General features: G+C 63.3%; 21 protein-coding genes. 13 read left to right on the plus strand and 8 right to left on the minus strand.

Annotation, left to right across the window (positions count from 1 at the left end):
• Positions 1–29: 29 nt before the first annotated feature.
• The 8 genes from pstC to ACF8O8_RS10775 all read left to right on the plus strand — a co-directional run bounded on the left by pstC (position 30) and on the right by ACF8O8_RS10775 (position 8,770).
• Entirely contained in the window at positions 30–998 is a 969-nt protein-coding gene (gene pstC, locus ACF8O8_RS10740) for a phosphate ABC transporter permease subunit PstC (protein ID WP_392509661.1), read from the plus strand.
• Positions 995–1,888, plus strand: a complete 894-nt coding sequence (gene pstA, locus ACF8O8_RS10745; RefSeq protein WP_010953577.1) for a phosphate ABC transporter permease PstA — start codon at positions 995–997, stop codon at positions 1,886–1,888. The genes pstC and pstA overlap by 4 nt, the downstream gene beginning before the upstream one ends.
• A gap of 50 nt (positions 1,889–1,938) precedes the next feature.
• Positions 1,939–2,724 carry a phosphate ABC transporter ATP-binding protein PstB gene (gene pstB / locus ACF8O8_RS10750; RefSeq protein ID WP_003254117.1) on the plus strand — a complete coding sequence of 262 codons (786 nt, stop codon included), beginning with the start codon at positions 1,939–1,941 and terminating at the stop codon, positions 2,722–2,724.
• 94 nt (positions 2,725–2,818) lie between these two features.
• Positions 2,819–3,517 carry a hypothetical protein gene (locus ACF8O8_RS10755; RefSeq protein ID WP_060546581.1) on the plus strand — a complete coding sequence of 233 codons (699 nt, stop codon included), beginning with the start codon at positions 2,819–2,821 and terminating at the stop codon, positions 3,515–3,517.
• Positions 3,517–4,116 carry a hypothetical protein gene (locus ACF8O8_RS10760; protein ID WP_010953580.1) on the plus strand — a complete coding sequence of 200 codons (600 nt, stop codon included), beginning with the start codon at positions 3,517–3,519 and terminating at the stop codon, positions 4,114–4,116. The genes ACF8O8_RS10755 and ACF8O8_RS10760 overlap by 1 nt, the downstream gene beginning before the upstream one ends.
• 295 nt (positions 4,117–4,411) lie before the next feature.
• On the plus strand, positions 4,412–5,599 hold the full coding sequence (locus tag ACF8O8_RS10765; protein ID WP_010953581.1) for a porin: 1,188 nt from the start codon (positions 4,412–4,414) through the stop codon (positions 5,597–5,599).
• 140 nt (positions 5,600–5,739) lie between these two features.
• The gene (gene nosP, locus ACF8O8_RS10770; protein ID WP_010953582.1) at positions 5,740–6,903 is read left to right on the plus strand and encodes a nitric oxide-sensing protein NosP; all 1,164 of its coding nucleotides are present in this window, start codon (positions 5,740–5,742) and stop codon (positions 6,901–6,903) included.
• Positions 6,872–8,770, plus strand: coding sequence for a NahK/ErcS family hybrid sensor histidine kinase/response regulator (locus ACF8O8_RS10775; RefSeq protein ID WP_392509662.1), 1,899 nt, complete (start codon positions 6,872–6,874; stop codon positions 8,768–8,770). Before nosP ends, ACF8O8_RS10775 begins: the two co-directional genes overlap by 32 nt.
• Positions 8,771–8,815: 45 nt before the next feature.
• On the opposite strand, the gene ACF8O8_RS10780 is transcribed toward ACF8O8_RS10775, so the two are convergent.
• The 6 genes from ACF8O8_RS10780 to ACF8O8_RS10805 all read right to left on the minus strand — a co-directional run bounded on the left by ACF8O8_RS10780 (position 8,816) and on the right by ACF8O8_RS10805 (position 14,066).
• Positions 8,816–9,481, minus strand: coding sequence for a response regulator transcription factor (locus ACF8O8_RS10780; protein WP_003254108.1), 666 nt, complete (start codon positions 9,479–9,481; stop codon positions 8,816–8,818).
• A 54-nt stretch (positions 9,482–9,535) separates the two neighbouring features.
• The gene (locus tag ACF8O8_RS10785) at positions 9,536–10,096 is read right to left on the minus strand and encodes a PQQ-dependent catabolism-associated CXXCW motif protein (protein ID WP_392509663.1); all 561 of its coding nucleotides are present in this window, start codon (positions 10,094–10,096) and stop codon (positions 9,536–9,538) included.
• 231 nt (positions 10,097–10,327) lie between these two features.
• Positions 10,328–11,119 carry an ABC transporter permease gene (locus ACF8O8_RS10790; RefSeq protein ID WP_010953586.1) on the minus strand — a complete coding sequence of 264 codons (792 nt, stop codon included), beginning with the start codon at positions 11,117–11,119 and terminating at the stop codon, positions 10,328–10,330.
• Positions 11,116–11,856 carry an ABC transporter ATP-binding protein gene (locus tag ACF8O8_RS10795; protein ID WP_010953587.1) on the minus strand — a complete coding sequence of 247 codons (741 nt, stop codon included), beginning with the start codon at positions 11,854–11,856 and terminating at the stop codon, positions 11,116–11,118. Before ACF8O8_RS10795 ends, ACF8O8_RS10790 begins: the two co-directional genes overlap by 4 nt.
• The gene (locus ACF8O8_RS10800; RefSeq protein WP_010953588.1) at positions 11,853–12,842 is read right to left on the minus strand and encodes a YVTN family beta-propeller repeat protein; all 990 of its coding nucleotides are present in this window, start codon (positions 12,840–12,842) and stop codon (positions 11,853–11,855) included. Before ACF8O8_RS10800 ends, ACF8O8_RS10795 begins: the two co-directional genes overlap by 4 nt.
• 30 nt (positions 12,843–12,872) lie before the next feature.
• Positions 12,873–14,066, minus strand: coding sequence for an ABC transporter substrate-binding protein (locus ACF8O8_RS10805; protein ID WP_350297706.1), 1,194 nt, complete (start codon positions 14,064–14,066; stop codon positions 12,873–12,875).
• 150 nt (positions 14,067–14,216) lie between these two features.
• Between ACF8O8_RS10805 and ACF8O8_RS10810 the strand changes: the two genes are divergently transcribed.
• Both ACF8O8_RS10810 and ACF8O8_RS10815 read left to right on the plus strand, forming a co-directional pair.
• Complete coding sequence (locus ACF8O8_RS10810; protein ID WP_010953590.1) at positions 14,217–15,491, plus strand: histidine kinase; 1,275 nt, start codon at positions 14,217–14,219, stop codon at positions 15,489–15,491.
• A complete protein-coding gene (locus ACF8O8_RS10815) occupies positions 15,491–16,129 on the plus strand; it encodes a response regulator (protein WP_010953591.1) in 639 nt (212 codons plus the stop codon). Before ACF8O8_RS10810 ends, ACF8O8_RS10815 begins: the two co-directional genes overlap by 1 nt.
• Positions 16,130–16,510: 381 nt before the next feature.
• Here the strand turns inward: ACF8O8_RS10815 and ACF8O8_RS10820 are convergent, their stop codons facing one another.
• Positions 16,511–17,170, minus strand: a complete 660-nt coding sequence (locus ACF8O8_RS10820) for a pentapeptide repeat-containing protein (protein ID WP_010953592.1) — start codon at positions 17,168–17,170, stop codon at positions 16,511–16,513.
• Between the two features lie 66 nt (positions 17,171–17,236).
• A complete protein-coding gene (exaA, locus tag ACF8O8_RS10825; RefSeq protein WP_010953593.1) occupies positions 17,237–19,132 on the minus strand; it encodes a quinoprotein ethanol dehydrogenase in 1,896 nt (631 codons plus the stop codon).
• Between the two features lie 254 nt (positions 19,133–19,386).
• Here exaA and pedF point away from each other — a divergent pair, with 254 nt between their 5' ends.
• From pedF to ACF8O8_RS10840, 3 genes are read left to right on the plus strand one after another with little or no spacing between them, the layout of a single operon-like run.
• Positions 19,387–19,848, plus strand: a complete 462-nt coding sequence (gene pedF / locus ACF8O8_RS10830) for a cytochrome c-550 PedF (protein WP_010953594.1) — start codon at positions 19,387–19,389, stop codon at positions 19,846–19,848.
• A 5-nt stretch (positions 19,849–19,853) separates the two neighbouring features.
• Positions 19,854–20,729, plus strand: coding sequence for an ABC transporter substrate-binding protein (locus ACF8O8_RS10835; protein WP_049586273.1), 876 nt, complete (start codon positions 19,854–19,856; stop codon positions 20,727–20,729).
• Between the two features lie 8 nt (positions 20,730–20,737).
• Complete coding sequence (locus ACF8O8_RS10840; RefSeq protein ID WP_019436701.1) at positions 20,738–21,499, plus strand: quinoprotein dehydrogenase-associated SoxYZ-like carrier; 762 nt, start codon at positions 20,738–20,740, stop codon at positions 21,497–21,499.
• Positions 21,500–21,509 lie beyond the last annotated feature (10 nt).

Below are 21,509 nucleotides of genomic sequence, written 5' to 3' on the forward strand. Positions count from 1 at the left end.
GTGTTTGTCCCTTGTCCCGGAACTCGCCAATGAACACTCCTTTTGCCATACCGGATAACCCCGACTCCGCGTGCCAGCCACCGTCTGCGAAAGACTTTCTGGTCGATCGCACCTTCCGTGCGCTTGCGCGCATTGGCGTGGTGCTGGTGCTGGCGCTGGTCTTCGCGCTGGTCTACGAAGTCGGCCGCAAGGCACTGCCCGGCATTGAAAAGCACGGTTTTGACGTGTTGTTCGGCAGCGTCTGGGACGTTAACCAAGGCAAGTACGGTATTCTGCCAGCGATCTGGGGTACGCTTTACAGCGCCTTGATCGCCCTGTTGATCGCCGGTTTCTTCGGCGTCAGCATGGCCATTTTCCTGACCCAGGATTTCCTTCCGGCCAAGCTTGCCGCGGTGTTTCGCACCATCGTCGAGCTGCTGGCCGCCATCCCCAGCGTGGTGTACGGCCTGTGGGGCATCTATGTGGTCATCCCGGCGATTCGCCCGCTGACCGCCTGGCTGAACAGCGAGCTGGGCTGGATCCCGTTTTTCGGCACTTCCCTGAGTGGCCCAGGCCTGCTGCCTGCGGCGCTGGTGCTGGCGATCATGATCCTGCCGACCATCGCTGCGGTTTCCCAGGATGCGCTGACCAGCGTACCGATGAAAACCAAGCAGGCTGCCTACGGCATGGGTACCACCCGCTGGGAAGCCATCCTCAAGGTGATGGTGCCCTCGGCGGCTACCGGCATCTTCGGCTCGCTGGTGCTGGGCCTGGGCCGTGCACTCGGTGAAACCATGGCGCTGGCCATGCTGGTCGGCAACGCCAACACCATTTCCCTGTCCTTGTTCGCACCGGCCAACACCCTGGCGGCGCTGCTGGCGCTGAACTTCCCGGAAGCCGGCCCGAACGAGGTCGAAGTGCTGATGTACGCGGCACTGGTACTGATGTTCATCACCCTGCTGGTGAACGTCCTCGGCTCGATGATCATGCTCTACGCCCAGCGTGGTAACAAACAATGACTGACCTGACGACCCCTGTAGCCGCGCTGCCCAGCCTGCAGCGCAAGCTGGAAGGCCGCGCCCTGCGCAGCCTGGTATTGACCACCCTGGCCTGGTTCGCGGCACTGGTGGCCAGCGTGCCGCTGATTTCCGTGCTGTACATGCTGATCACTCGCGGCGGGGCACGCCTTAACCTGGAAGTGTTCACCGAGCTGCCGCCGACTGGCTTCGAGATGGGCGGTGGTTTCGGTAACGCTATGGCCGGTACCTTCGTCATGGTCGGCATTGCCGCCGCCATCGCTGTGCCGGTCGGTATCCTGGCAGCGGTGTTCCTGGCCGAACTCGGCCCCGACAGCAAGCTGGCCAACGCTGCGCGCTTTGCCGCCAAGATGCTCACTGGCCTGCCATCGATCCTGGCCGGGGTGTTTGCCTACGCCTTGGTGGTGATGACCACCGGTACCTACTCGGCACCGGCAGGCGGCGTGGCGCTGGCGGTGCTGATGCTGCCGATCGTGGTGCTGACCGCCGAAGAGTCGATGAAGATGGTGCCCAAGATCATGAAGGACGCCGCCTACGGCATGGGTTGCACCCGTGCCCAGGTGATCTGGAAGATCGTCCTGCCTACCGGCCTGCCGGCCATCCTCACCGGGGTGATGCTGGCTGTGGCCCGCGCGGCTGGCGAAACCGCGCCACTGCTGTTCACCGCATTGTTCAGCAACTACTGGATCTACCACGACGGCGACATGGCGGTGATGAACCCCACAGCCTCGCTTGCGGTACTGATCTACAACTTCTCCGGCATGCCGTTCGACAACCAGCTGGAGCTCGCCTGGGCGGCCTCGCTGGTGCTGGTAATGATCGTGCTGGTCATCAACATTTTGAGCCGAGTCTTCGGCAAGCCCAAGTATTGAGAAAGGGAGCATCCAACTTGAACGTATCCACTGCGCAAAGAGCCGCTCCCATGGTCAGCGAAGCCCCCATCGTCATGGACTGCAAGCTCGACAAGATTTTCTACGGTAACTTCATGGCCGTGCGTGACAGCCATGTGCCGATCAGGAAAAACGAGATCACCGGTTTCATCGGCCCTTCGGGCTGCGGCAAGAGTACCGTGCTGCGTAGCTTGAACCGTATGAATGACCTGGTGAAGGGCTTCCGCTTCGAAGGCCATGTGCACTTTCTTGGGCAGGATGTCTACGGCAAGGGTGTCGACCCTGTTGTAGTGCGCCGCTATATCGGCATGGTGTTCCAGCAGCCCAACCCGTTCTCGATGAGCATCTTCGACAATGTGGCCTTCGGCCTGCGCCTGAACCGCTACAAAGGCGACTTGGGCGATCGCGTGAAGCACGCCTTGCAAGGCGCCGCGTTGTGGGACGAAGTGAAGGACAAACTCAAGGTCAGTGGGCTGTCACTGTCCGGTGGCCAGCAGCAGCGCCTGTGCATCGCCCGTGCCATCGCCACCGAGCCGGAAGTGCTGTTGCTGGACGAGCCCTGTTCGGCACTCGACCCGATTGCCACCCGCCGCGTGGAGGAGCTGATGGTCGAGCTGAAAAAGGACTACACCATCGCCTTGGTGACCCATAACATGCAGCAGGCGATTCGTGTGGCCGACACCACCGCGTTCTTCTCGGTGGATATTTCCCAGGGCACCCGCACCGGCTACCTGGTCGAGATGGGCCCGACCGCGCAGATTTTCCAGAACCCGCGCGAGCAGCTGACCAGCGATTACATCAGCGGCAAGTTCAGCTAAACCATGCAAGCTCAGGGTGGCCGGGTGTTGCAGCCAGGAAGGTTGCAACACCCGGCCGCGTTACCTTTCGTTAAAGTGTTACCCGGGATTACCAATGCGAGCGACGCGTCGTCTTGATCTGTCAGCGGTAGAGCGCGCACTGCGCGAGGTGCAGGGCCGTTTTGCCGAACTCAGCCAGCATTTCACCGAACCGCGGGACCCGTTTACCGACGAGGTGCTGCTGAATGTGGTTGAAGGCTATGCGCTGATTGACGACTATGTCGCTCGCGGTATCGACCTGTTCGACCTGCAACAGCTGAACCTGATGCTGGAAATCAATGCCACCGTGCTATGCGGCAGCGACCCGGCCCGTCGCCTGGAATTCGCCCCGCACCTTGCGGCAACCGAAGCGCACTTTTTCAACAACGTGGAAGGTGGCATCAAGGATTTGTACAACTGGTACTGCGCGTACCGCAGCGATTCCATCTGGAAGCGGGCAGCGGGTGTGTATGTACGGATTCTCAGCAAGCCGCAGCTGTTCATCGAAGGCAACAATCGCACGGGTTCGCTTATTGTCAGCTATTTGCTGATGCGTGCCGGGTTGCCGCCATTCGTGCTGTCGCTGGACAACGCCGAGGGTTACTTCAACCCGTCCTCGGTCATACGCAACTCCGCCAAACACGGTGTCAAGGCTTTGTACGAACTCCCCAAGATCAAGAAAAAGTACGCCGCTTTCCTGGAAGCGAAAGCACCTGAGCCCGGCAAGTTCTTCCTGAACGGCGCGCCCGTGCCTGCCTGCGAGGGGAGCCGCTGATGCAAGGTTCATCCCTGTTCGCACGAGGGCGGCAAGCCATCGAACGCAAGCTCAAGCGTGGCCAGGTACGCATTTCGTTCGATATCGACGACACGCTGGCCTGCCTGCCCGAACACGCCGCCGCCGAGGACAGCAAGCTGCCGGGTTTCGTCCATCGCTGGCTGGGTGAGCCCCTGCGCAGCGGCACCCGCGAACTGGTCCGCGACCTGCGTCGCCAGGGCTGCAGCATCTGGATCTACACCTCCTCGGGGCGTACCCCGGCTTACATCCGCCGGTGGCTGATGCTTTACGGCATTCATGTCGATGGCGTGGTCAACAGCGGTCGGCACCAGCACATCCTGGCCCAGCGCGGGCTGGAAAACGCTCCCTCCAAGCTGCCTTCGGCTTTTGATATTGACCTGCACGTAGATGATTCCGAAGGTGTGCGCCTGGAAGGTGTCGACCACGGTTTCCGCGTGGTGGTGGTGTGCCCGAAGGATGAGCACTGGGCGCAGAAGGTGAAGGACGCGGTGGTGGATGTGCAGGCACGGCTGGCCTGGCAGCAACCGCACCGTTATGAAATGCCCGCTTGCCAGCGTTCGCAGGCACTGGCTTCCTGAAGCCAGGAGATTCCGCTCAGATAATGTAATTGGGGCTGCTTTGCAGCCCTTCGCGGGCGAGCCCGCGAAGGGCCGCAAGGCGGCCCCGGTTCATTCAATCGTATTGATACCCGCCTGCCACTCCTGCCTGAGCCATAAGTCTCGAACCAGGACCCAAGCAGGTACCGGGACCAAATCACCGGGCCGTACCCTCCCGCCCCAAAGCACTCGCCACCCCACGCCAAAGCAGCGTTTCTGGCAATTTGCCCACTTCTGATAATCGCCTCCGACATCCCGTCCCCGTTTGGAGCGCGCCATGCACAACAACAATAAGCACCTGCCGCCTCGTTTTCTCGCAGCCGCCATCGCCAGCTTTTCTGCGCTTGGCCTGAGCAGCGTCGCCGAAGCCGAGATCATGCTGTACGACAAGGACCAGACGACGTTTTCCACCGATGGCTATATCAACGCCTTCTACGTCAACAGCGAGGTCGACCGTGAGGGCGAGCAGTTTGACCGCCGCCAGTCGCGGGTGAAGATGGGCTTCTTGCCCAACTACCTAGGCTTCAACATGGGCAAGCAGGTGGATGACCTGAAACTCGGCGCGCGTGCCTCGTTCTGGGTAACCATCAACGACAGTGAAACCAACGGCACCGACACCGCCATCGACGTGCGCCAGTTCTATGGCACGGTGGCCAACCCCGAGTGGGGCGAGGTGCTGATCGGCAAGGACTTCGGGCTGTTCGCCCGATCCAACATCCTGCTCGACGAACTGCTGGCCGGTTATGGCCAGGTCAGCGACACCCTGGGGCTGGTGGACGGCGGCGGGGTGTCGTTCGGCAACATTGGCAGCGGTTACCCATACCCGTTCCCTACCTCACAGATCACCTACCGTACGCCCGTGATGGAGGGCCTGCGGGTGGCGGTGGGCATCATGGACCCGGTGGACACCAACGACAGCAGCCCGACCGGAAAGGCCTACCAGGAAAACCCACGCACCGAGAGCGAGATCACCTACCAGTTCGACCTGGGTGGGGCGCAGATCTACAGCTGGGTCAACGGCAGTTACCAGACCTCGGACAATACTGACTCCACGGTAGAAACGATCACTTCCAAGGGGGTGGGTTACGGGGTGCAGGCAAAGATGGGCGGCTGGTCGCTGACCGGCTCGGGGTTCCAGGCCAAGGGCATCAACCCGTTCTTCACCAACAATGCCGGCGAACCGGTTTTGCGCAATGTCGACAGTGATGGCTACCTGCTGCAGGGCTCGTACAAGTTCGGCAAGAACCGCGTGGCGCTGTCCTATGGCAAGACCAAGGACGATGGCAACGGTGCGGTTGGCAGCGGCGCGGACTACGAGACCCGGGGTGTGGCGCTGTTCCATGACATCAACGACAACCTGAAACTGGTGGCCGAGTACAACCAGTTTTCCATCGACGGGCATGACACCAGTGCGCAGAACGAAGACACCGATACCTTTGCGGTGGGCGCGGTGTTGACCTGGTAAGCGGCCGGGGCCGCAAGGCGGCCCCGAATGACACGGTCTTTTACGCCCATGGAACCGCCCACCCGCTACCCAAGTAGCATTCGTCACCCACCACCCGCTCCTTAAACTGATCACTCAGCCACCCCGTGCCGGAGACCACGATGCAGCAGGCTCATAACGACGGTGTGGTCAGTGCCATGTCTCAGGCTACCGACGCACGGCTGGCCGCTCAGGACCTGGCGCGGCAGTTGCTGCACCCGCACCTGGGTTTCGTGCTGTTCTTCTGCTCCGCCGAATACGACTTGCAGGCTTTGGGCGAAGCATTGGAACAGGACTTTGGCGGCATACGCCTGGTCGGCTGCACCAGCGCCGGTGAAATCACCCCGCTGGGCTACGGCCGCAATTGCGTGACGGCGGTGGGCTTCGATCACCGGCACTTTTCGATCGCCACCGCGTTGATCGATGAAATGGAGCGCTTCAGCCTGATCGACGCGCAGCAGATGGTCGAGCGGCTGGTCGGCACCTGCCGCAGCAATACCCTGGCGCCAATCAAGGGCCACAGCTTTGCACTCACGCTGCTCGATGGCTTGTCCAGCCGCGAGGAGATGGTGCTTGCCGCACTCAGCGCAGCCCTGGGGGATATCCCGCACTTCGGCGGCTCGGCCGGTGACGACAATTACCTGAACCGCACCCATGTGTATTACGGCGGTGCATTCCACAACGGCGCAGCCGTGGTGGTGCTGGTCAACACCTGGCTCGACTTTGAAGTGTTCACGACGCATCACATCCTGCCGCGCCAGGAAAAGCTGGTGGTAACCGGTGCCGACAGTGCCCAGCGCCGGGTTTTCGAACTGAATGCCGAGCCGGCGGCCGAGGAATATGCCCGCCATATCGGTGTACCCGTGGCTGCGCTCGATCACCGGGTGTTCGCCGCCCACCCGCTGGCCGTGCGCATTCATGATCAGTACTACGTGCGGGCGATCCAGCAAATGCATCCTGACCTCAGCTTGAGCTTCTACTGCGCGGTGGAGAACGGCATCGTGCTCACGGCCATGACCCCGGGCCCGCTGCTGCCGAACCTGCACCAGCTGTTCGATGGCCTGCACCAGCGTCTCGGACCGCTGCTGCTGACCATCGGTTGTGATTGTTTCCTGCGGCGGCTGGAACTGGAGGCCCACCGCGGCCTGGAGCCGGTCGGCGCGTTCCTGCGCGAGCAACGGGTGATTGGCTTCAACACCTACGGAGAACAGTTCAATGGCATGCACATCAACCAGACCTTCACCGGGGTCGCCATTGCCCGCAACCGGCCTCCTGTCGGTCGCTGAACTGCAGGCCGAGCTGACCCGGCTGCAGCATCAGAACCACAAGCTGCAGCGTATCAATGACGCACTGATCGAGCGCATCGAGTCGGGCGTGACCCGGGGCAACGACCCATACGCCGCGTTCCAGCATTCAGTGGTGCTGGCCGAGCAGGTACGCGAACGCACCGATGCGTTGAACCAGGCCATGGCCGAGCTCAAGGCCGTCAACCGCCTGCTCAGCGAGGCCCGGCAGCGGGCCGAGACGGCCCACCAGCACCAGATTCGCCTGATTACCGACAACGTCCCGGCACTGATCGCTTACCTGAACGCCGATCTGGTCTACGAATTCACCAACAAGGTTTACGAAGAGTGGTATTGCTGGCCGCATGGCGTGATGCTGGGCCAGAGCCTGCGCGAGGCCCACAGCGAGCAGCACTACCAGCGCCTGGAAGGCTATGTGGCGCGGGCACTGGCGGGGGAGAGCGTGACGTTCGAGTTCGCCGAGACCAATATCAACGGCCAGGAACGCTACATGCTGCGTTCCTACGTACCGAACCGCCTGGCCAGTGGCGAAGTGGTGGGTATCTTCGTGCTGATCCGCGACATCACCGAGCGCCGCAACACCGCACAGGCGTTGCACCAGGCGTATCAGCACCTGGAGCAACGGGTGCGCGAGCGCACTGCCGAACTGACCAGCCTCAACGACCAGTTGCTGCGCGAAATCGAAGAGCGCAGCCAGGCCGAGTCGCGTCTGCGCGAGGCCAAGCGCGAGGCCGAGCAGGCCAACCTGTCGAAAACCAAGTTCCTTGCTGCGGTCAGCCATGACCTGCTGCAACCGCTGAACGCGGCGCGGCTGTTCACCAGCGCGTTGCTCGAGCGCGACGCGCCGCAAAACGCTGCCCACCTGGTGCGTAATGTCAGCAATTCGCTGGAGGATGTAGAAAACCTGTTGGGTACCCTGGTGGATATTTCCAAACTCGATGCCGGGGTGATCAAGGCAGATGTCGCCCCGTTTGCCCTCCACGAACTGATGGACAACCTGGCTGCCGAATACGTCCAGATGGCGCGTAGCGAAGGGTTAGAGCTGCATTTTGTGGGGTGTTCTGCCGTCGTGCGCAGTGACATCCAGCTGCTGGCACGCATCCTGCGCAACCTGCTCAGCAATGCTATCCGCTACACCCCCAGCGGGCGCGTGGTGCTGGGGTGTCGGCGCCTGCGCGGTGGCGTGCGGATTGAAGTATGGGACAGCGGCATCGGCATTGCCGAAGAACACCTGCAAGACATGTTCCTGGAGTTCAAGCGGGGTGATGTGCAGCGCCCGGACCAGGACCGTGGGCTGGGTCTGGGCCTGGCAATCGTGGAGAAGATCGCCGGCATCCTCGGCCACCGGATCCGCGTGCGTTCATGGCTGGGCAAAGGCTCGGTGTTCGCTGTCGAGGTGCCGCTGAGCACCACTGCTCCCAAAGCCCAGCCGAGCCAGGTTATCTGCGAGCCGATGCTCGAACGCTTGCGCGGGGCGAGGGTGTGGGTGCTGGATAACGATGCGGCGATTTGCGCGGGCATGCGCACTTTGCTGGAAGGTTGGGGCTGCCGTGTGGTGACTGCGCTGTCGGAGGAAGACCTGGCGCGTCAGGTGGACAACTACCACGCTGACGCCGACCTGCTGATTGCCGACTACCACCTGGACAACGACTGCAACGGTGTCGACGCCGTAGCGCGGATCAATGCCCGCCGCGCCCAGCCGCTACCGGCGCTGATGATCACGGCCAACTACAGCAACGATCTCAAGCAGCAGATCCGCGAACTGGGTCACACGCTGATGCACAAGCCCGTAAGACCGATGAAACTCAAGACGGCGATGAGCCATCTGCTGGCCAGTGGCGTGGCATAGCGGTTGGCCGCTTCGCGGGTTTACCCGCGAGGCGGCCGGAACAGGTCAACGGCGCAGATAATCAGCAAAATCGATATCGCCGGCACTGAGAATGGCTTGTACCCGGTTGTGCACATTGAGTTTGCGCAAGATCGCCGAAACGTGGGCCTTGACGGTAGTTTCGGCGATGTCCAGCGTGTAGGCGATCTGCTTGTTCGATTCACCTTTGGTCATGCGCTCGAGCACCAGCAGTTGCTTGCGGGTCAGGGCCTGGAGCATTTCCGGCGGGAAGCTCGGGGCATCGTTATGGCGCCGGCTGGTACTGCTTTTTTGCGCGCGGATGATGTCTGGCGGCAGGTAGACATTGCCATTGAGGATCTGCTCGATCGCTTCGATCATCTGTGAGCGTGGCGACGACTTGGTGATGAAGCCCACGGCACCGTAGGTAATGGCCTGCAGCACGATCTGCTTTTCCTGCTCGGCCGAAACGATGACCACCGGCGTGGTCGGCGCCTCGTTGCGCAGGGTGATCAGGCCATTGAGGCCGTGCATGCCGGGCATGTTCAGGTCGAGCAGGATCAGGTCGAGGTCGTCATGCGCCTGGGTCAGGGCCAGGGCGCTTTCAAGGTCGGCGGTCTCCATGACCTCGCTGCCCTGGAAACCATCGCTGATGACATTGTGGATGGCTTCGCGAAACAGGGGGTGATCGTCGGCAATCAGAATTTTGTACATGGCCTTTTCACCTTGTTTTTATTGGATGGAGCGGGGCACGCATACACAGGCACTTCAGGGAAACGGCACCGGTTGTGCCGGCTGCAATGGCAGGTTGGCTTGCTGCCAGGCATCCAGGCCGTCGCGGTACCAGTACAGGTTGTTATAGCCCAAGGCTTTCGCGCGTTTTACCGCGTTCCAGCTTAACCAGCAATCGGAGCGGCAGTAAAAGACCAGTGGTTGGTCCAGGTGCCCGGCCGTGGCTTTTTGCAGGTTACGCACGAAGTAGTCCTGCCATGCCGGGCTCAGTTCGCCGTCGCCGGTGTTGGCCAGCCACAGGCTGCCGGGGAGGTTGCTGTGCGGTTCGTCTTCGATGAAGCGACCTTGCAGCCATTGACGGCGATAGACGTCGATCAGCACCGGCCGGGGCGTCTGGCCCAGCAGGCCTTGCAATGTGGCGGTGTCGACGACTTGGCCGCCTTCGACCTGTTGCGGGGTCGGGCTGCGATAGTGCGTGGTGCGATAGCCGTCGGCGGAAAACAGCGGCGCCGTGTCAGCCTGGGCGATACCTAGCGTCAGGCTCAGCGAAAGTACCGCCAGCAAAGGGCGTGGCAGCCGGGGCAGGGCACGTGGCATGGGGGGGGTCCTTTTTGTTATGGACTCATTACATGCCAGTGGCGGTGCTTTGTGAATGCGACGATAGACAGTAAATGCAGTACTAAAGTAGTAGATGGCCGGGCGCCTGAAGGCAGGGAGACGCCCTAGGGAGCAACTGTCTTGCTCAATTTCTGAAAGCTGGCGCGATCCCTGTGGGAGCGGCCTTGCGTCGCGAAAGGGCCGCTCCCACACGCGTTACACGCCAGGTTTTCAGCGCGGCTTGCGCAGCGCTGCATGCTGGGGGTTGAAGGTGAGGATCGCCAGCAGGGTGAACAATGCGGTCAAGCCCAGGCACACCGCCAGCGCCAGCAGGTTCAGCCGCTCATAAAGTGCAAACCGCACCAGCTCTACGGCATGGGTGAACGGGTTCACAGCACACAGCCAGTACAACCACTGGCTGGCCTCGCGCATTTTCCACAACGGGTACAGCGCCGACGACAGGAAGAACAGCGGGAAGATCACGAAGTTCATCACCCCGGCGAAGTTCTCCAGCTGGCGGATGGCGTTCGACAGCAATAGCCCCAGGGCACTGAGCATGAAGGCCACCAGTAGCAATGCCGGCAGCGCCATCAGCAAGCCCGCTGCCGGTGGTTGTACCCCGTATAACCAGGCGATGGCGAGGAAGGCATAGACTTGCAGCAGGGAAATCAATGAAGTTGCCAGCAGTTTGCTGCCCAGCAGGAACGGGCGTGGCAGCGGGCTGGTCAGCAACACGCGCATGCTGCCCATCTCGCGGTCGTAGACCATCGACAGCGAGCCCTGCATGCCGTTGAACAGCAGAATCATGCAGGCCAGGCCGGGGATGATGTACACCTCGTAGGGGATGTAGGTGTCGTAGGGCTCGATGATGGCAATGCCCAGCGCTGCGCGAAACCCGGCAGCGAACACCAGCAACCACAGCAGCGGGCGCACCAGCGCGCTGAGCAGGCGTGTACGCTGCAGCACGAAGCGCAGCCATTCGCGCAGCATGATGCCGTTGAAACATTGCCAGTAAGCGTTCATCGGGCGTTGGCTCCTGAGGGGGCGTTGGTCAGGCGGGCAAAGGCGTGATCGAGGTCACCGCCGTGCTCAAGGCTCAGCGCATCGGCGGTGCCACTGGCCACCAGGCGCCCCTGATGCAGAATCAACAGGTCATCGCTGGGCTGCACTTCGTCCAGCAGGTGAGTGGCCCACAACACACTGAGCTGCTGCTCGCGGCACAACCGGCGCAGGTGCTGGTTAAGCGCCAGGCGGCTGGCCGGGTCGAGGCCGACGCTGGCTTCGTCCAGTAGCAGCAGGCGCGGTTCATGCAGCAGCGCGCGGGCAATTTCCACCCGCCGCCGATGGCCGATGTTCAGCTCACGCACACGATCGCGCCGGCGTTCGCCAAGGCCTTGGCGGGCCAGTTCGGCCTCGACCCGCAGGTGGCTCTGACGCCGCGACAGGCCATGCAAGGCGGCGTGGTAGCGCAGGTTCTGTTCAACGCTCAGGTCCAGGTCCAGGGTGCTTTGCTGAAACACCACACCCAGCTGGCGCAAGGCCGGACGTGCAGCGTTGCGTAGCGAGCAGCCGCACACGCGGATGTCGCCACGCTGCAGGTCGTACAGGCGCGTGAGCAGGGCGATCAAGGTCGACTTGCCGGCACCATTGGGGCCCAGCAATGCGGCGAAGCGCCCGGGTGCCAGGCTGAAACCGACCTGCCGGAGTGCCTCGCGCTGGCCATAGGCAAAGCTCACGTCACTGACGTCGAGGGCGTTCATGGTGTCACCACCACGCCCCAGGGGTAGCGCCCGACCTTCACCGACTTGAGCACTTTGAGCTGCTTCGCATCGATGACCGAAACGTCACCGCTGACACCGTTGGTGGCCAGCAACTGGCTCTGATCCGGGGTGAATGCCAGCTGCCAGACCCGCCGCCCGACCAGCAAGTAGTCGAGCACATCAAAGGTCTTGGCATCGATCACTGCCACGTGGTTGGCCGGGCCCAAGGCGACGAAGGCGTACTTGCCATCGGCGCTGAGCTTGATGCCCACTGGCTGGACTTTGTCCGGGTGCACACCCTTGATCTGGAAGTTCAGGGTTTTCAGCACCTGGCGCGTGGTCACGTCGAGTATGGTCACCGTGCCGCCGATTTCTGCCGAGGCCCACAGGCGCGAACCGTCTTTGCTGAACTCGACGAAGCGCGGGCGCTGGTCGACCAGCGTGCTGTCGGCCAGGGTCTGGGTGCTGGTGTCGATCCAGTGCAGCATGTTGGTGGTTTCGCTGGTGTTGACCGCCCACTTGCCGTCGGGGCTGACCGCCATGCCTTCGGGTTCGATGCCGACTTCGATCTGCCCGAGCACCTTGTCGGTGACGGTGTCGATCACCGTCACCAGCGCATCGTCCTCGTTTGATACATACAGCCAGCGGTCGTTGGGGTGCAGGGCGAACTGCTCGGGGTCCTTGCCGGAAGGCAACTCCTTGATGATCTTGCGGGTGGCCACGTCCATCACCTGCACCCGGTCCGAATCGCTGGCGCAGATGTACAGCAGCTTGCTGTCGTGTGACAGCAGCAAGCCACGCGGGCGCTGGCCCACCGGCAGGGTTTCGGTGACTTCCAGCGTTTGCAGGTCGATCAGGCTGAGGCTGTTGTCCTTCTCGTTGGAGACCCAGGCGGTGGCAGCCATGGTGTGACTGCTGGCCAGCGCCAGGGCGCCCGACAGCAGGCTGGGGTAAAGCAGGGCCCGGTGGAAGAGGGGGCGGCGCATGGCGGATTCCTTATTGTTGTGGTTGTCGGGTCAGGGGTAGCTACACGTCACTTCGGGCTTGTCATAGCCCAGGCTGTCCATTTCGTTGAAGGGATGCAGGAAGCCCTCCTGCGGCGAGGTGCTGACCAGGGCGCGGGGCTGAACCAACGGGATCGGCTGGCGCAGTTCGCCGTTCCACGGGCGGTAACTGAGCTTGCGCCCCTTGAAACCGTCCAGCGGCAATTGCTCGCTGAGCAGCAGTTGCTGCAGCGCGCGAGGTTCGGCCAGGCGCAGCTTGCTGGCCGCACTGGCGACACTGCGCACAGCCATCCAGGCGGCGAAGTCACGGTCATTCATCCAGCGCCCGGCCTGGGCCTCGAAGCGTTTTTGCAACTGCGCCGCCCCGAAGGTTTCCACCGTCTTGTGCCAGCCCGTGGGGGTCAGGCCCTGGGTACCGGCCACCGGACGTGGATACCACGTCTGGTAGGGCAGGTACTCGCCGAAGTCACCGCGTTCGTCGGCCACCAGTACCACGTCGTACTCGGCAGTCTGGGTGAACAGCGGCATGTCGGCCTGGGCGCTGCGGCGCTGGTCGTTGTCGAAGGTCCAGGTTTTTTCCGCGACCAGTTGCACGCCAAAGCGCTTCACCGACCGCCGCAGGGCAGCGGCGTACGCCTGATCGTCCGGGGTCTGGCCGACCACCAGCAATGCCCGTTGCCATTTGCGCAGCACCAGGAACTGCGCCAAGGCGTCGGCCAGCATGGCCCGGCTCGGCAGGCTATGCAGGACATTGCCCAGGCACTGGCTGCTGCGCAGGCTGTCGTCGGGGCTGCCGGCGTTGAACAACAAGCTGTCGGGCAGGGCGGCAGAAAGCGCACGCAGGCTGGCAGCCGGGGCATTCACCACGAACACGCGCAGGCCTTGATCATGCTGGGCCCTGGCGGCTTGCAGCAGGGCCTCGGGACTGTCGACATTGGCGCTGGTCAGCTGAAACTGCTGCTTCAGAAAGCGCCCGGTGCTATTGCTGTCGACAATGGCCAGTTCGGCACCTTGGAGCCCGGCATCGCCAGGTTCGGGGATGATGTTGGACAGCAGCGGGCCAGCGGCGGGGCGATAGCCCAGGTAGCCGATGCGTATGTGCAGCGGGGCTGCGGCCTGGCCCTGAACGGCGGGCGCCAGGGGCGTAGCCAGCGTTGCGGCCAAGGCCAGCAGGCAGGTCAAGGCAAGGTGGGCAGGCTGGCGCATAACACACTCCACGGCAGATGGCGCCAGCATAGGAAGCCCGCCGGGAGGGGGAAATATGCAGAAAGTAGCGCTCGGCCGGTACCAAGGTAGTAATTCAGTGCGGGGGCCGTGGTTTTACGATGGTCCACAACGGCCTGAGGAGAACCGCTTGTGCGCCTTGTCAACTTGTCGGCCCTGTGGCGAGTCAACCTCTGGGTCACGTTATGCTTCGCCTTGGTGACGCTGGCTTGTGCCGGGGTGCTGTTGCACCAGGCGGTGGCCGACGTCGAGCGTGAGTTGCAGTCCGCCGAAGCCGTGGTGGCATACCTGGGCGACACCGCCGAACGTGACCCGGCAAACCTGCAGCCCGGCTTGACCAAGAGCCTGCGCCATGTGCGGGTGCACTGGCTGGCAGCGGGTGAGGTGCCAAGGCTGCCGCAAGAGGCCGGTATCGATGCCTGGCTCGGCCGCCAGTTGTTCGGCGAGCGCTACCACAGCAGCCGGCTGCTGGACTTGAGTGATGGCCGTCGCGTGTTGATTGCCGTGGATGCGCGGGATGAAATCGATGAAGTCTGGGACTCCCTGCAACAACTGCTTGGCGTGTGTGGCCTGGCGTTGTTGCTGAGCTTGTGGACCATCCGCTGGGCGGTACGGCGGGCCATGGGCCTGCTGGATGAGCTGCTGGGGGCCTTGCACCAGGTCTCAGGCGGGCAATTGACGGCACGCCTGCGCGAGGCCGGCCTGCCGGAAGCGCGCCAGTTGGCCAAACACTTCAACCGCATGGCTGCAACCCTGGAGCAGGCTCAGGCCGACAATGCCCAGCTGACCCAGGCGCTGCTGGCAGTGCAGGAGCAGGAGCGTACACAGCTGGCGCAGACCCTGCACGATGATCTTGGGCAATACCTGGCAGGCATGCGTGCCCAGCTATGCCTGCTGCGTATGGTGGCCGAACAGCCGGAAATGGTGACGCAGACGGTGCAGGCCCTTGAACTCAACTGCGAGCGCCTGCAGCAAGGTTTTCGCGCGCTGGTGCACAACTTGTATCCGGTGGCGCTGCACTACATGCCGCTGGCCGAGGCCTTCGGGCTGTTGGTGAGCCAGTGGCAGGCCAGCCAGGGCATCGAATGCCGGCTGCGGGTTGGCGAGCACTTGCCGGCGCTGCCTGGGCCGAGCAGAACGCATTTGTACCGCTTGCTGCAGGAGGCGTTGACCAACGTCGCCCGGCATGCCGGTGCCAGCCAGGTGCGGGTGCGCCTGCAGCGCAGTCCCAAGGGCTTGCGCCTGTTCATTCGCGACAATGGCTGCGGCGCCCACCAGCCCCAGCGCCCAGGGGTAGGCCTGCACTCGATGGCCGAGCGCGCCCGCAGCCTTGGGGGGGAGTTACGCATTTTCAGCCGCCCTGGAGGCGGCTGGGCGCTGGCCCTTAACATTCCCCAGGAGGTGTGATGAATATCGTGTTGGTCGATGACCACGCCGTGGTCCGCCAGGGCTACGCCAGCTTGCTGCGGGCGGTGCTGCCATTGGTGCAGGTGCGTGAGGCCGCCAGTGGTGAAGAGGCGCTGGTCAGGGTACAGGAGCAGGTGCCCAACCTGGTGATCATGGACTTTGGCCTGCCCGGTATCAGTGGCCTGGAAACCACCCGGCGCCTGCGCCAGCGCCTGCCGCAATTGCGGGTGCTGTTTTTCAGCATGCACGACGAGCTGCCGCTGGTGCGCCAGGCGTTGGATGCGGGGGCTTCGGGCTACCTGACCAAGAACTCGGCGCCCGAGGTGCTGATCGAGGCGGTGCAGCGGGTATTGGCCGGGCATGCCTACATCGAGCAGCCCCTGGCCACCCAGCTGGCTTGCCTGTCACAGCAAAGCACCAGTGACCCCCGGTTGCAGCGCATGACCCAGCGCGAACTGGAGATATTCACGATGCTGGCCAAGGGAACCCCGGCGCGGGTGATTGCCGAGCAGTTGTGTATCAGTGCCAAGACCGTGTCCAACCACCTGACCTTGCTCAAGAGCAAGTTGCAGGTCAGCTCGCATGCCGAGCTGGTGCATCTGGGGATTGATCTGGGGGTGGTGCGGGTGGCGGGGTGAGGTAAGCGCCTGGCTTTGCAGATTCAGCGCCTGGGAGATCGAGCGCCTGGCTTTGCAGATTCAGCGCCTAGGAGATCGAGCGCCGCCCGCGCGGCGCATCGCGAGCAAGCTCGCTCCTACATTTGTTTCGGACCAGTATCGTCTGTGCCAGCGCGCGCGACCGCCTTGTTCGTCCGCCGCAATGTCGAGCCATGCACCCAGGCGCTCGCGCGCAAATCCCACAGGAATAACTGGCCCGAAACAAATGTAGGAGCGAGCTTGCTCGCGATGCGCCGCGCGGGCGGCGCTCGATCTCCTAGGCGCTGAATCTGCAAAGCCGGGCGCTCGATCTCCCAGGCGCTCAATCTCCCAGGCGCTGAACCTACCCGGCGAACCCTTCGCTCATTTGTCCCAGGTTTCAGGGCACCCCTTGCACCCCTCCATGTTGGCCTCCTGAAAATTCCCGTAATGCTGCCGTGCCCCGCGTAAATCGGCGTGTGCCAGGTTGCTCTGGCCAAACTTGGCCTCCTGCAGGTTGGCATCCCCCAGGTTGGCCTCTTGCAGGTCAGCCTTGCTCAACCAGGCCATCTCCAGGTCCGCCGCCTGCAAGTTGGCCTGCTGCAGCTTTGCCCCGGACAGCCTGGCGAACTGCAGATAGGCTGCGCGCAGGTCCGCCTTTTCAAACTGTGCGCCTTGGGCGAACAAGCCCCAGCCTTGAATGGCCACCAGCCTGCTGTTGCTCAGGTCAGCCAGGCGCAGATTGCTCTGTTGCAGGCTGGCGCGGGTCAGGTTGGCTCCTTGCAGGCGGGCTTTTTCCAGATTTGCGAGGTCCAGCTGGGCATGACGCAGGTCGGCATCGCGCAGGTCGGCACCGGCCAGGTTCATCTTGCGCAGGTCCTGGTTGGCCAGGTTGGCGCCGCGCAGGTTGGCCCCCGGGCACTGGCTGGCTTCGGCAATCACGCAGCCGTTGATGGTCAAGGGGGTATCGGTGCCGGCGTCGTCGGCGTTCACTGCCAGGGCAGGGGATAGCGCCAGCAGCAAGGTCAAGGGCAGGTAATTCATGGCAAAAGCCTCTGGACGGGAGAAGGGCAGAAACGGGGAGTGGCGCAGGCCGCTCCCCGCTGCAGGTCAACGTTGTGCAGTCTTGTTGTCCCAGCTCGGGATCTTGAACACCCAGAACGAACCACCCTGAGCCACCGGTTTGGTCAGCTCGGCCATGTCGCCGCCCCACAGCGGTACTGCACCGCCGTACCCCACGGTCACGCCGATGTACTGCTCGCCGTCCTGCTCCCAGGTGATGGGCGGCGAGACGATGCCGCTGCCGGTCTGGAACTTCCACAGCTCTTTGCCCGTCTTGGCGTCGAAGGCCTTGAAGAAGCCGTCGCCCGTGCCGGTGAACACCAGGTTGCCCTTGGTCGCCAACACCCCGGCCCATAACGGCAGGTGCTCCTTGTGTTCCCAGACCAGCTTGCCGGTGGTTGGGTCCATGGCGCGCAACGTGCCGACGTGGTCGTCGTACATGCGCTTGATACGGAAGCCCATGCCCAGATAAGCCGAGCCCTTCTTGTAGTTCACTTCCTCGGTCCAGTATTCCTCTTTCCACTGGTTGCCGGGGATGTAGAACAGCCCGGTGTCCTGGCTGTAGGCCATGGGGTTCCAGTTCTTGCCGCCCAGGAACGGTGGCGAGACTTCCACCGGCTTGCCCTTGGTTTCACCCGGCAGCGGCTTGGCCGGGCGTTGGCCGGGGTTTTCCACCGGGCGGCCGGTCTTCAGGTCGATATGGCTGGCCCAGGTGATGTTGTCGACGAAGGGGAAGGCGTTCTGCAGCTTGCCGTTGTTGCGGTCGACCACATAGAAGAAGCCGTTGCGGTCGGCGTGGGCGGTGGCCTTGACCACGTTGCCGTTCTTGTCCTTGTAGTCGAACAGCACCAGCTCGTTGTTGCCGGAGAAGTCCCAGGCATCGTTGGGGGTGTGCTGGTAGAACCACTTGACCTCGCCGGTACTCGGGTCGACGCCGACCTGGCCGGAGGTGTACAGGCTGTCGAAGTCATGCGGGTTGCCGTCCTTCGACGTGCGCGCCCAGGTATTCCAAGGGCCGGGGTTGCCAGCGCCGACAATGATGGTGTTGGTTTCGGGGTCGAAGCTCGCGCTTTGCCAAGGGGCACCGCCGCCGTGGCTCCAGGCTTCGACCTTGCCGGTTTCGGTGGTAGGGTCGTCTGGCCAGGACGGCGCCTTGACGTCACCGGTCGGGGTGCTGTCCTTGCCGTTCAGGCGGCCCATGTGGCCCTCCACGAAGGGCCGCATCCACACTTCTTCACCGGTGTCCGGGTCGCGCGCGAACAGCTGGCCGACCACGCCGAATTCATCGCCGGAGCTGCCGTGGATCAACAGCACCTTGCCGCTGGTCTTGTCCTTGATCAGCACTGGCGCACCGGTCATGGTGTAGCCGGCGCTGTGGTCGCCGAACTTCTTGTTCCACACCACTTTGCCGGTGCGCTTGTCGAGGGCGATGACACGCGCATCGAGGGTGCCAAAGTAGATCTTGTCGCCGTAGATCGCCGCCCCGCGGTTGACCACGTCGCAGCAGGGACGAATGTTGTCGGGCAGGCGGTGGTTGTAGGTCCACAGGCGTTTGCCGGTCTTGGCATCGAGGGCGAATACCCGTGAGTACGAGCCGGTGACGTAGACCACGCCATCGCTGACGATGGCCTGGGATTCCTGGCCGCGCTGCTTCTCGTCGCCGAAGGAGTAGGACCAGGCCGGGGTCAGCTTGAACACGTTCTTGTCATTGACCTGGGCCAGCGGGCTCCAGCGCTGGGCATTGGTGCCCATGCCGTACTGCAGCACGTCCTGGGTGGTCAGGTGGTCATTGGCGATGTCTTCCCAGGTGACGTTCTTGCCGGCAGGTGCAGCGGGTGTGCTGGCCGCTGTTGCCACATTGCCCAGGGCCAGGCTACCGGCCATCAGCAGGACGCGCACGCTCAGGGCCAGCGGGGAAAGGGCGGGTAGCGATCTTATTGTCATGGTTGCAGTTCCCAGTGGAGGTTTTGGCCTGCACAGGGTGGGGCGCAGCGGCCATCGCGGGATACGGAAAAAGTCCCGCCCTTGCCGGGAATAATTCCCGCGCGGCACCTCAATTGGCCCTTCGCCACAAGCCCTACTACCAAGGGATTAAGGCCCGGCCACCAAAGCAGCATTCGGCCGCCCGCGGGCTGTTCCTAAGATGGCGGCACGGCCTCTGTGGTTGAGGCTTTGTGTGCAATGGTGAGGGCATAACAATGACAACAAAATGCAATGTGTTGCTTGCTGCTGGGTTGCTGGCCGCAGCCGTGCTGACCGGTACAGCCTGGGCCCATGGCAACGTGGTGCCCCAGGCAGTGGAGACCAAGGGCCTGACCCCGATCAAGGACACTGGCGTGAGCCTGGACGGCGACGGCTGGGCCGCGGTCAACCCGTACCGCAGCTCGCCCGAGCACGACAAGGCCGTGGAAATCGGCGCCTCGGCCTACAACCAGAACTGCGCTGCCTGTCATGGCCTGGAGGCCAAGTCCGGTGGTATCGCGCCTGACTTGCGCATGCTCGATGCGGGTGATGCCGGCGATGAATGGTTCGTCGAGCGGGTACGCCACGGCGCGGTTCGCGACGGCCGCGTGTACATGCCGAAGATGGCCGACTACCTCAGCCAGGAAGCCCTGTGGGCGGTGCGCACCTACCTGGACAGCGTGCACGTCGAGGAGTGACGGCCATGCGTCTGTGGGCGGTGCTGTTGAGTGGCCTGCTGCTGTGGTGCGCGGCGGCCCAGGCGCAGGTGCGCAACTATGACGCGATCATCGCTGCCGGCGAGCTCAAGGTGGCGGTGTACAAGGATTTCGCCCCCTACAGTTTTCAGGACCACGGCCAGCCGCGTGGTGTCGATGTGGAGCTGGCGCAGGCCCTGGCCACGGCCTTGGGGGTACGCCTGCAACTGATCTGGGCGCCACCCGGAGAAAAGCTCGACGATGATCTGCGCGACTACATCTGGCGTGGCAGCCCGCTGCGTCATCAGCAATTGGCCGACCTGATGATGCGGGTGCCTTACGATCGCGCCTACGCGCAGCGGCGCAACGAGCTGGGGGAGCTGGAAAACGCCCAGGTGGTGATGTTCGGCCCCTATCAGCAGGAGCGTTGGCAGGTGGCCTACGATCGCCGTCGACTGGCCTCGGTGGCCAGTGTCGCGGTATTCCAGCAGCATCCTATCGGGGTCGAGGTGGACAGCGTGCCGTCGTTCTACCTGACATCGGTGTTCAACGGCATGCTCAGCGCCAGGACCCACCATTACCCCGGCGTGCAGCAGGCTTTCGCTGCCATGCAGGCCGGCCAGGTGGACGCAGTGATGGCGATGCGCGGCGAGGTTGACTGGCAGCTGCACCAGGCCGCCGACCCACAACTGGCCTTGGCAGAGAACGCCTACCCGAACCTCGGCAAACAGGCCTGGGAAATCGGCATGGCCGTGCATGAAAGCAACCGGCAGCTGGCCTATGCAGTTGAGGAGGCCATGGAAGCGATGATTCGCGATGGCCGGCTCAAGGCGATGTATGCCGCGTACGGCCTGCGTTACGAGGTCCCGGAGATGTATCAATAGGAGTGGCCATGAACTGGCGAGCAACTTTCCTGCTGGCCTGCTGGATGCCCTGGGCCGCCCAGGCTGCGACACAAGGCACCCACACAGACCCGGTGCCTTCCGTGATGTGGGACTTCTACCACAAGCAGTTGCTGGGGCAGGCGGCGTTCGTGTTCGATGACCGTGTGAAGCTTCTGGCGCCGCCCTTTGCCGAGGATGCACGGCAGGTACCGCTGGAGATCGACGCCCGGGCGTTCACGGGCGATGTGGTGCGGATTATCGCCTGGGCAGAGCTGAACCCTCTGCCGCGCATCGTCGACTTTCAGCCCGGTGAGCGCGTGTTGCCCTGGTTGTCGATCCGCATCCGCATCGAACAGGCCACACCGCTGCGCGCCGCTGTACTGACGCGCGATGGCCTGTGGCACGTCGGTTCGACCCTGATCGATGCGGCCGGCGGCGGTTGTACCGCACCCAGCGTGGTGCGCACCCAGCCCGGCTGGGAGGAGCACCTCGGGGAGGTGCTGGGCGGGCGCTACCCGCGTGGCGACAGCAGCCGCCTGCGCCTGCAGGTGGCCCACCCCATGGATAACGGCCTGGTCAGCGGCATTCCTGAGTTCTTTCTCAACCATGCCGAGTTGCAAGGCGCAGATGGCCAGCGCCTGGCCAGCCTGGAGCTGTACCCGGCGGTCAGCGAAAACCCCAACCTGGGCTTTGACATTCAGGGCCCCGGGCCAACACGGCTGCTGTTGCGGGACAACAGCGGCAACCAGTTCGAGGCGGCGCTGCCCTGAGCGCGTTGTC

This window comes from Pseudomonas sp. TYF_14 (assembly GCF_043105275.1).
GTDB classification, from domain to species: Bacteria; Pseudomonadota; Gammaproteobacteria; order Pseudomonadales; family Pseudomonadaceae; genus Aquipseudomonas; species Aquipseudomonas alloputida.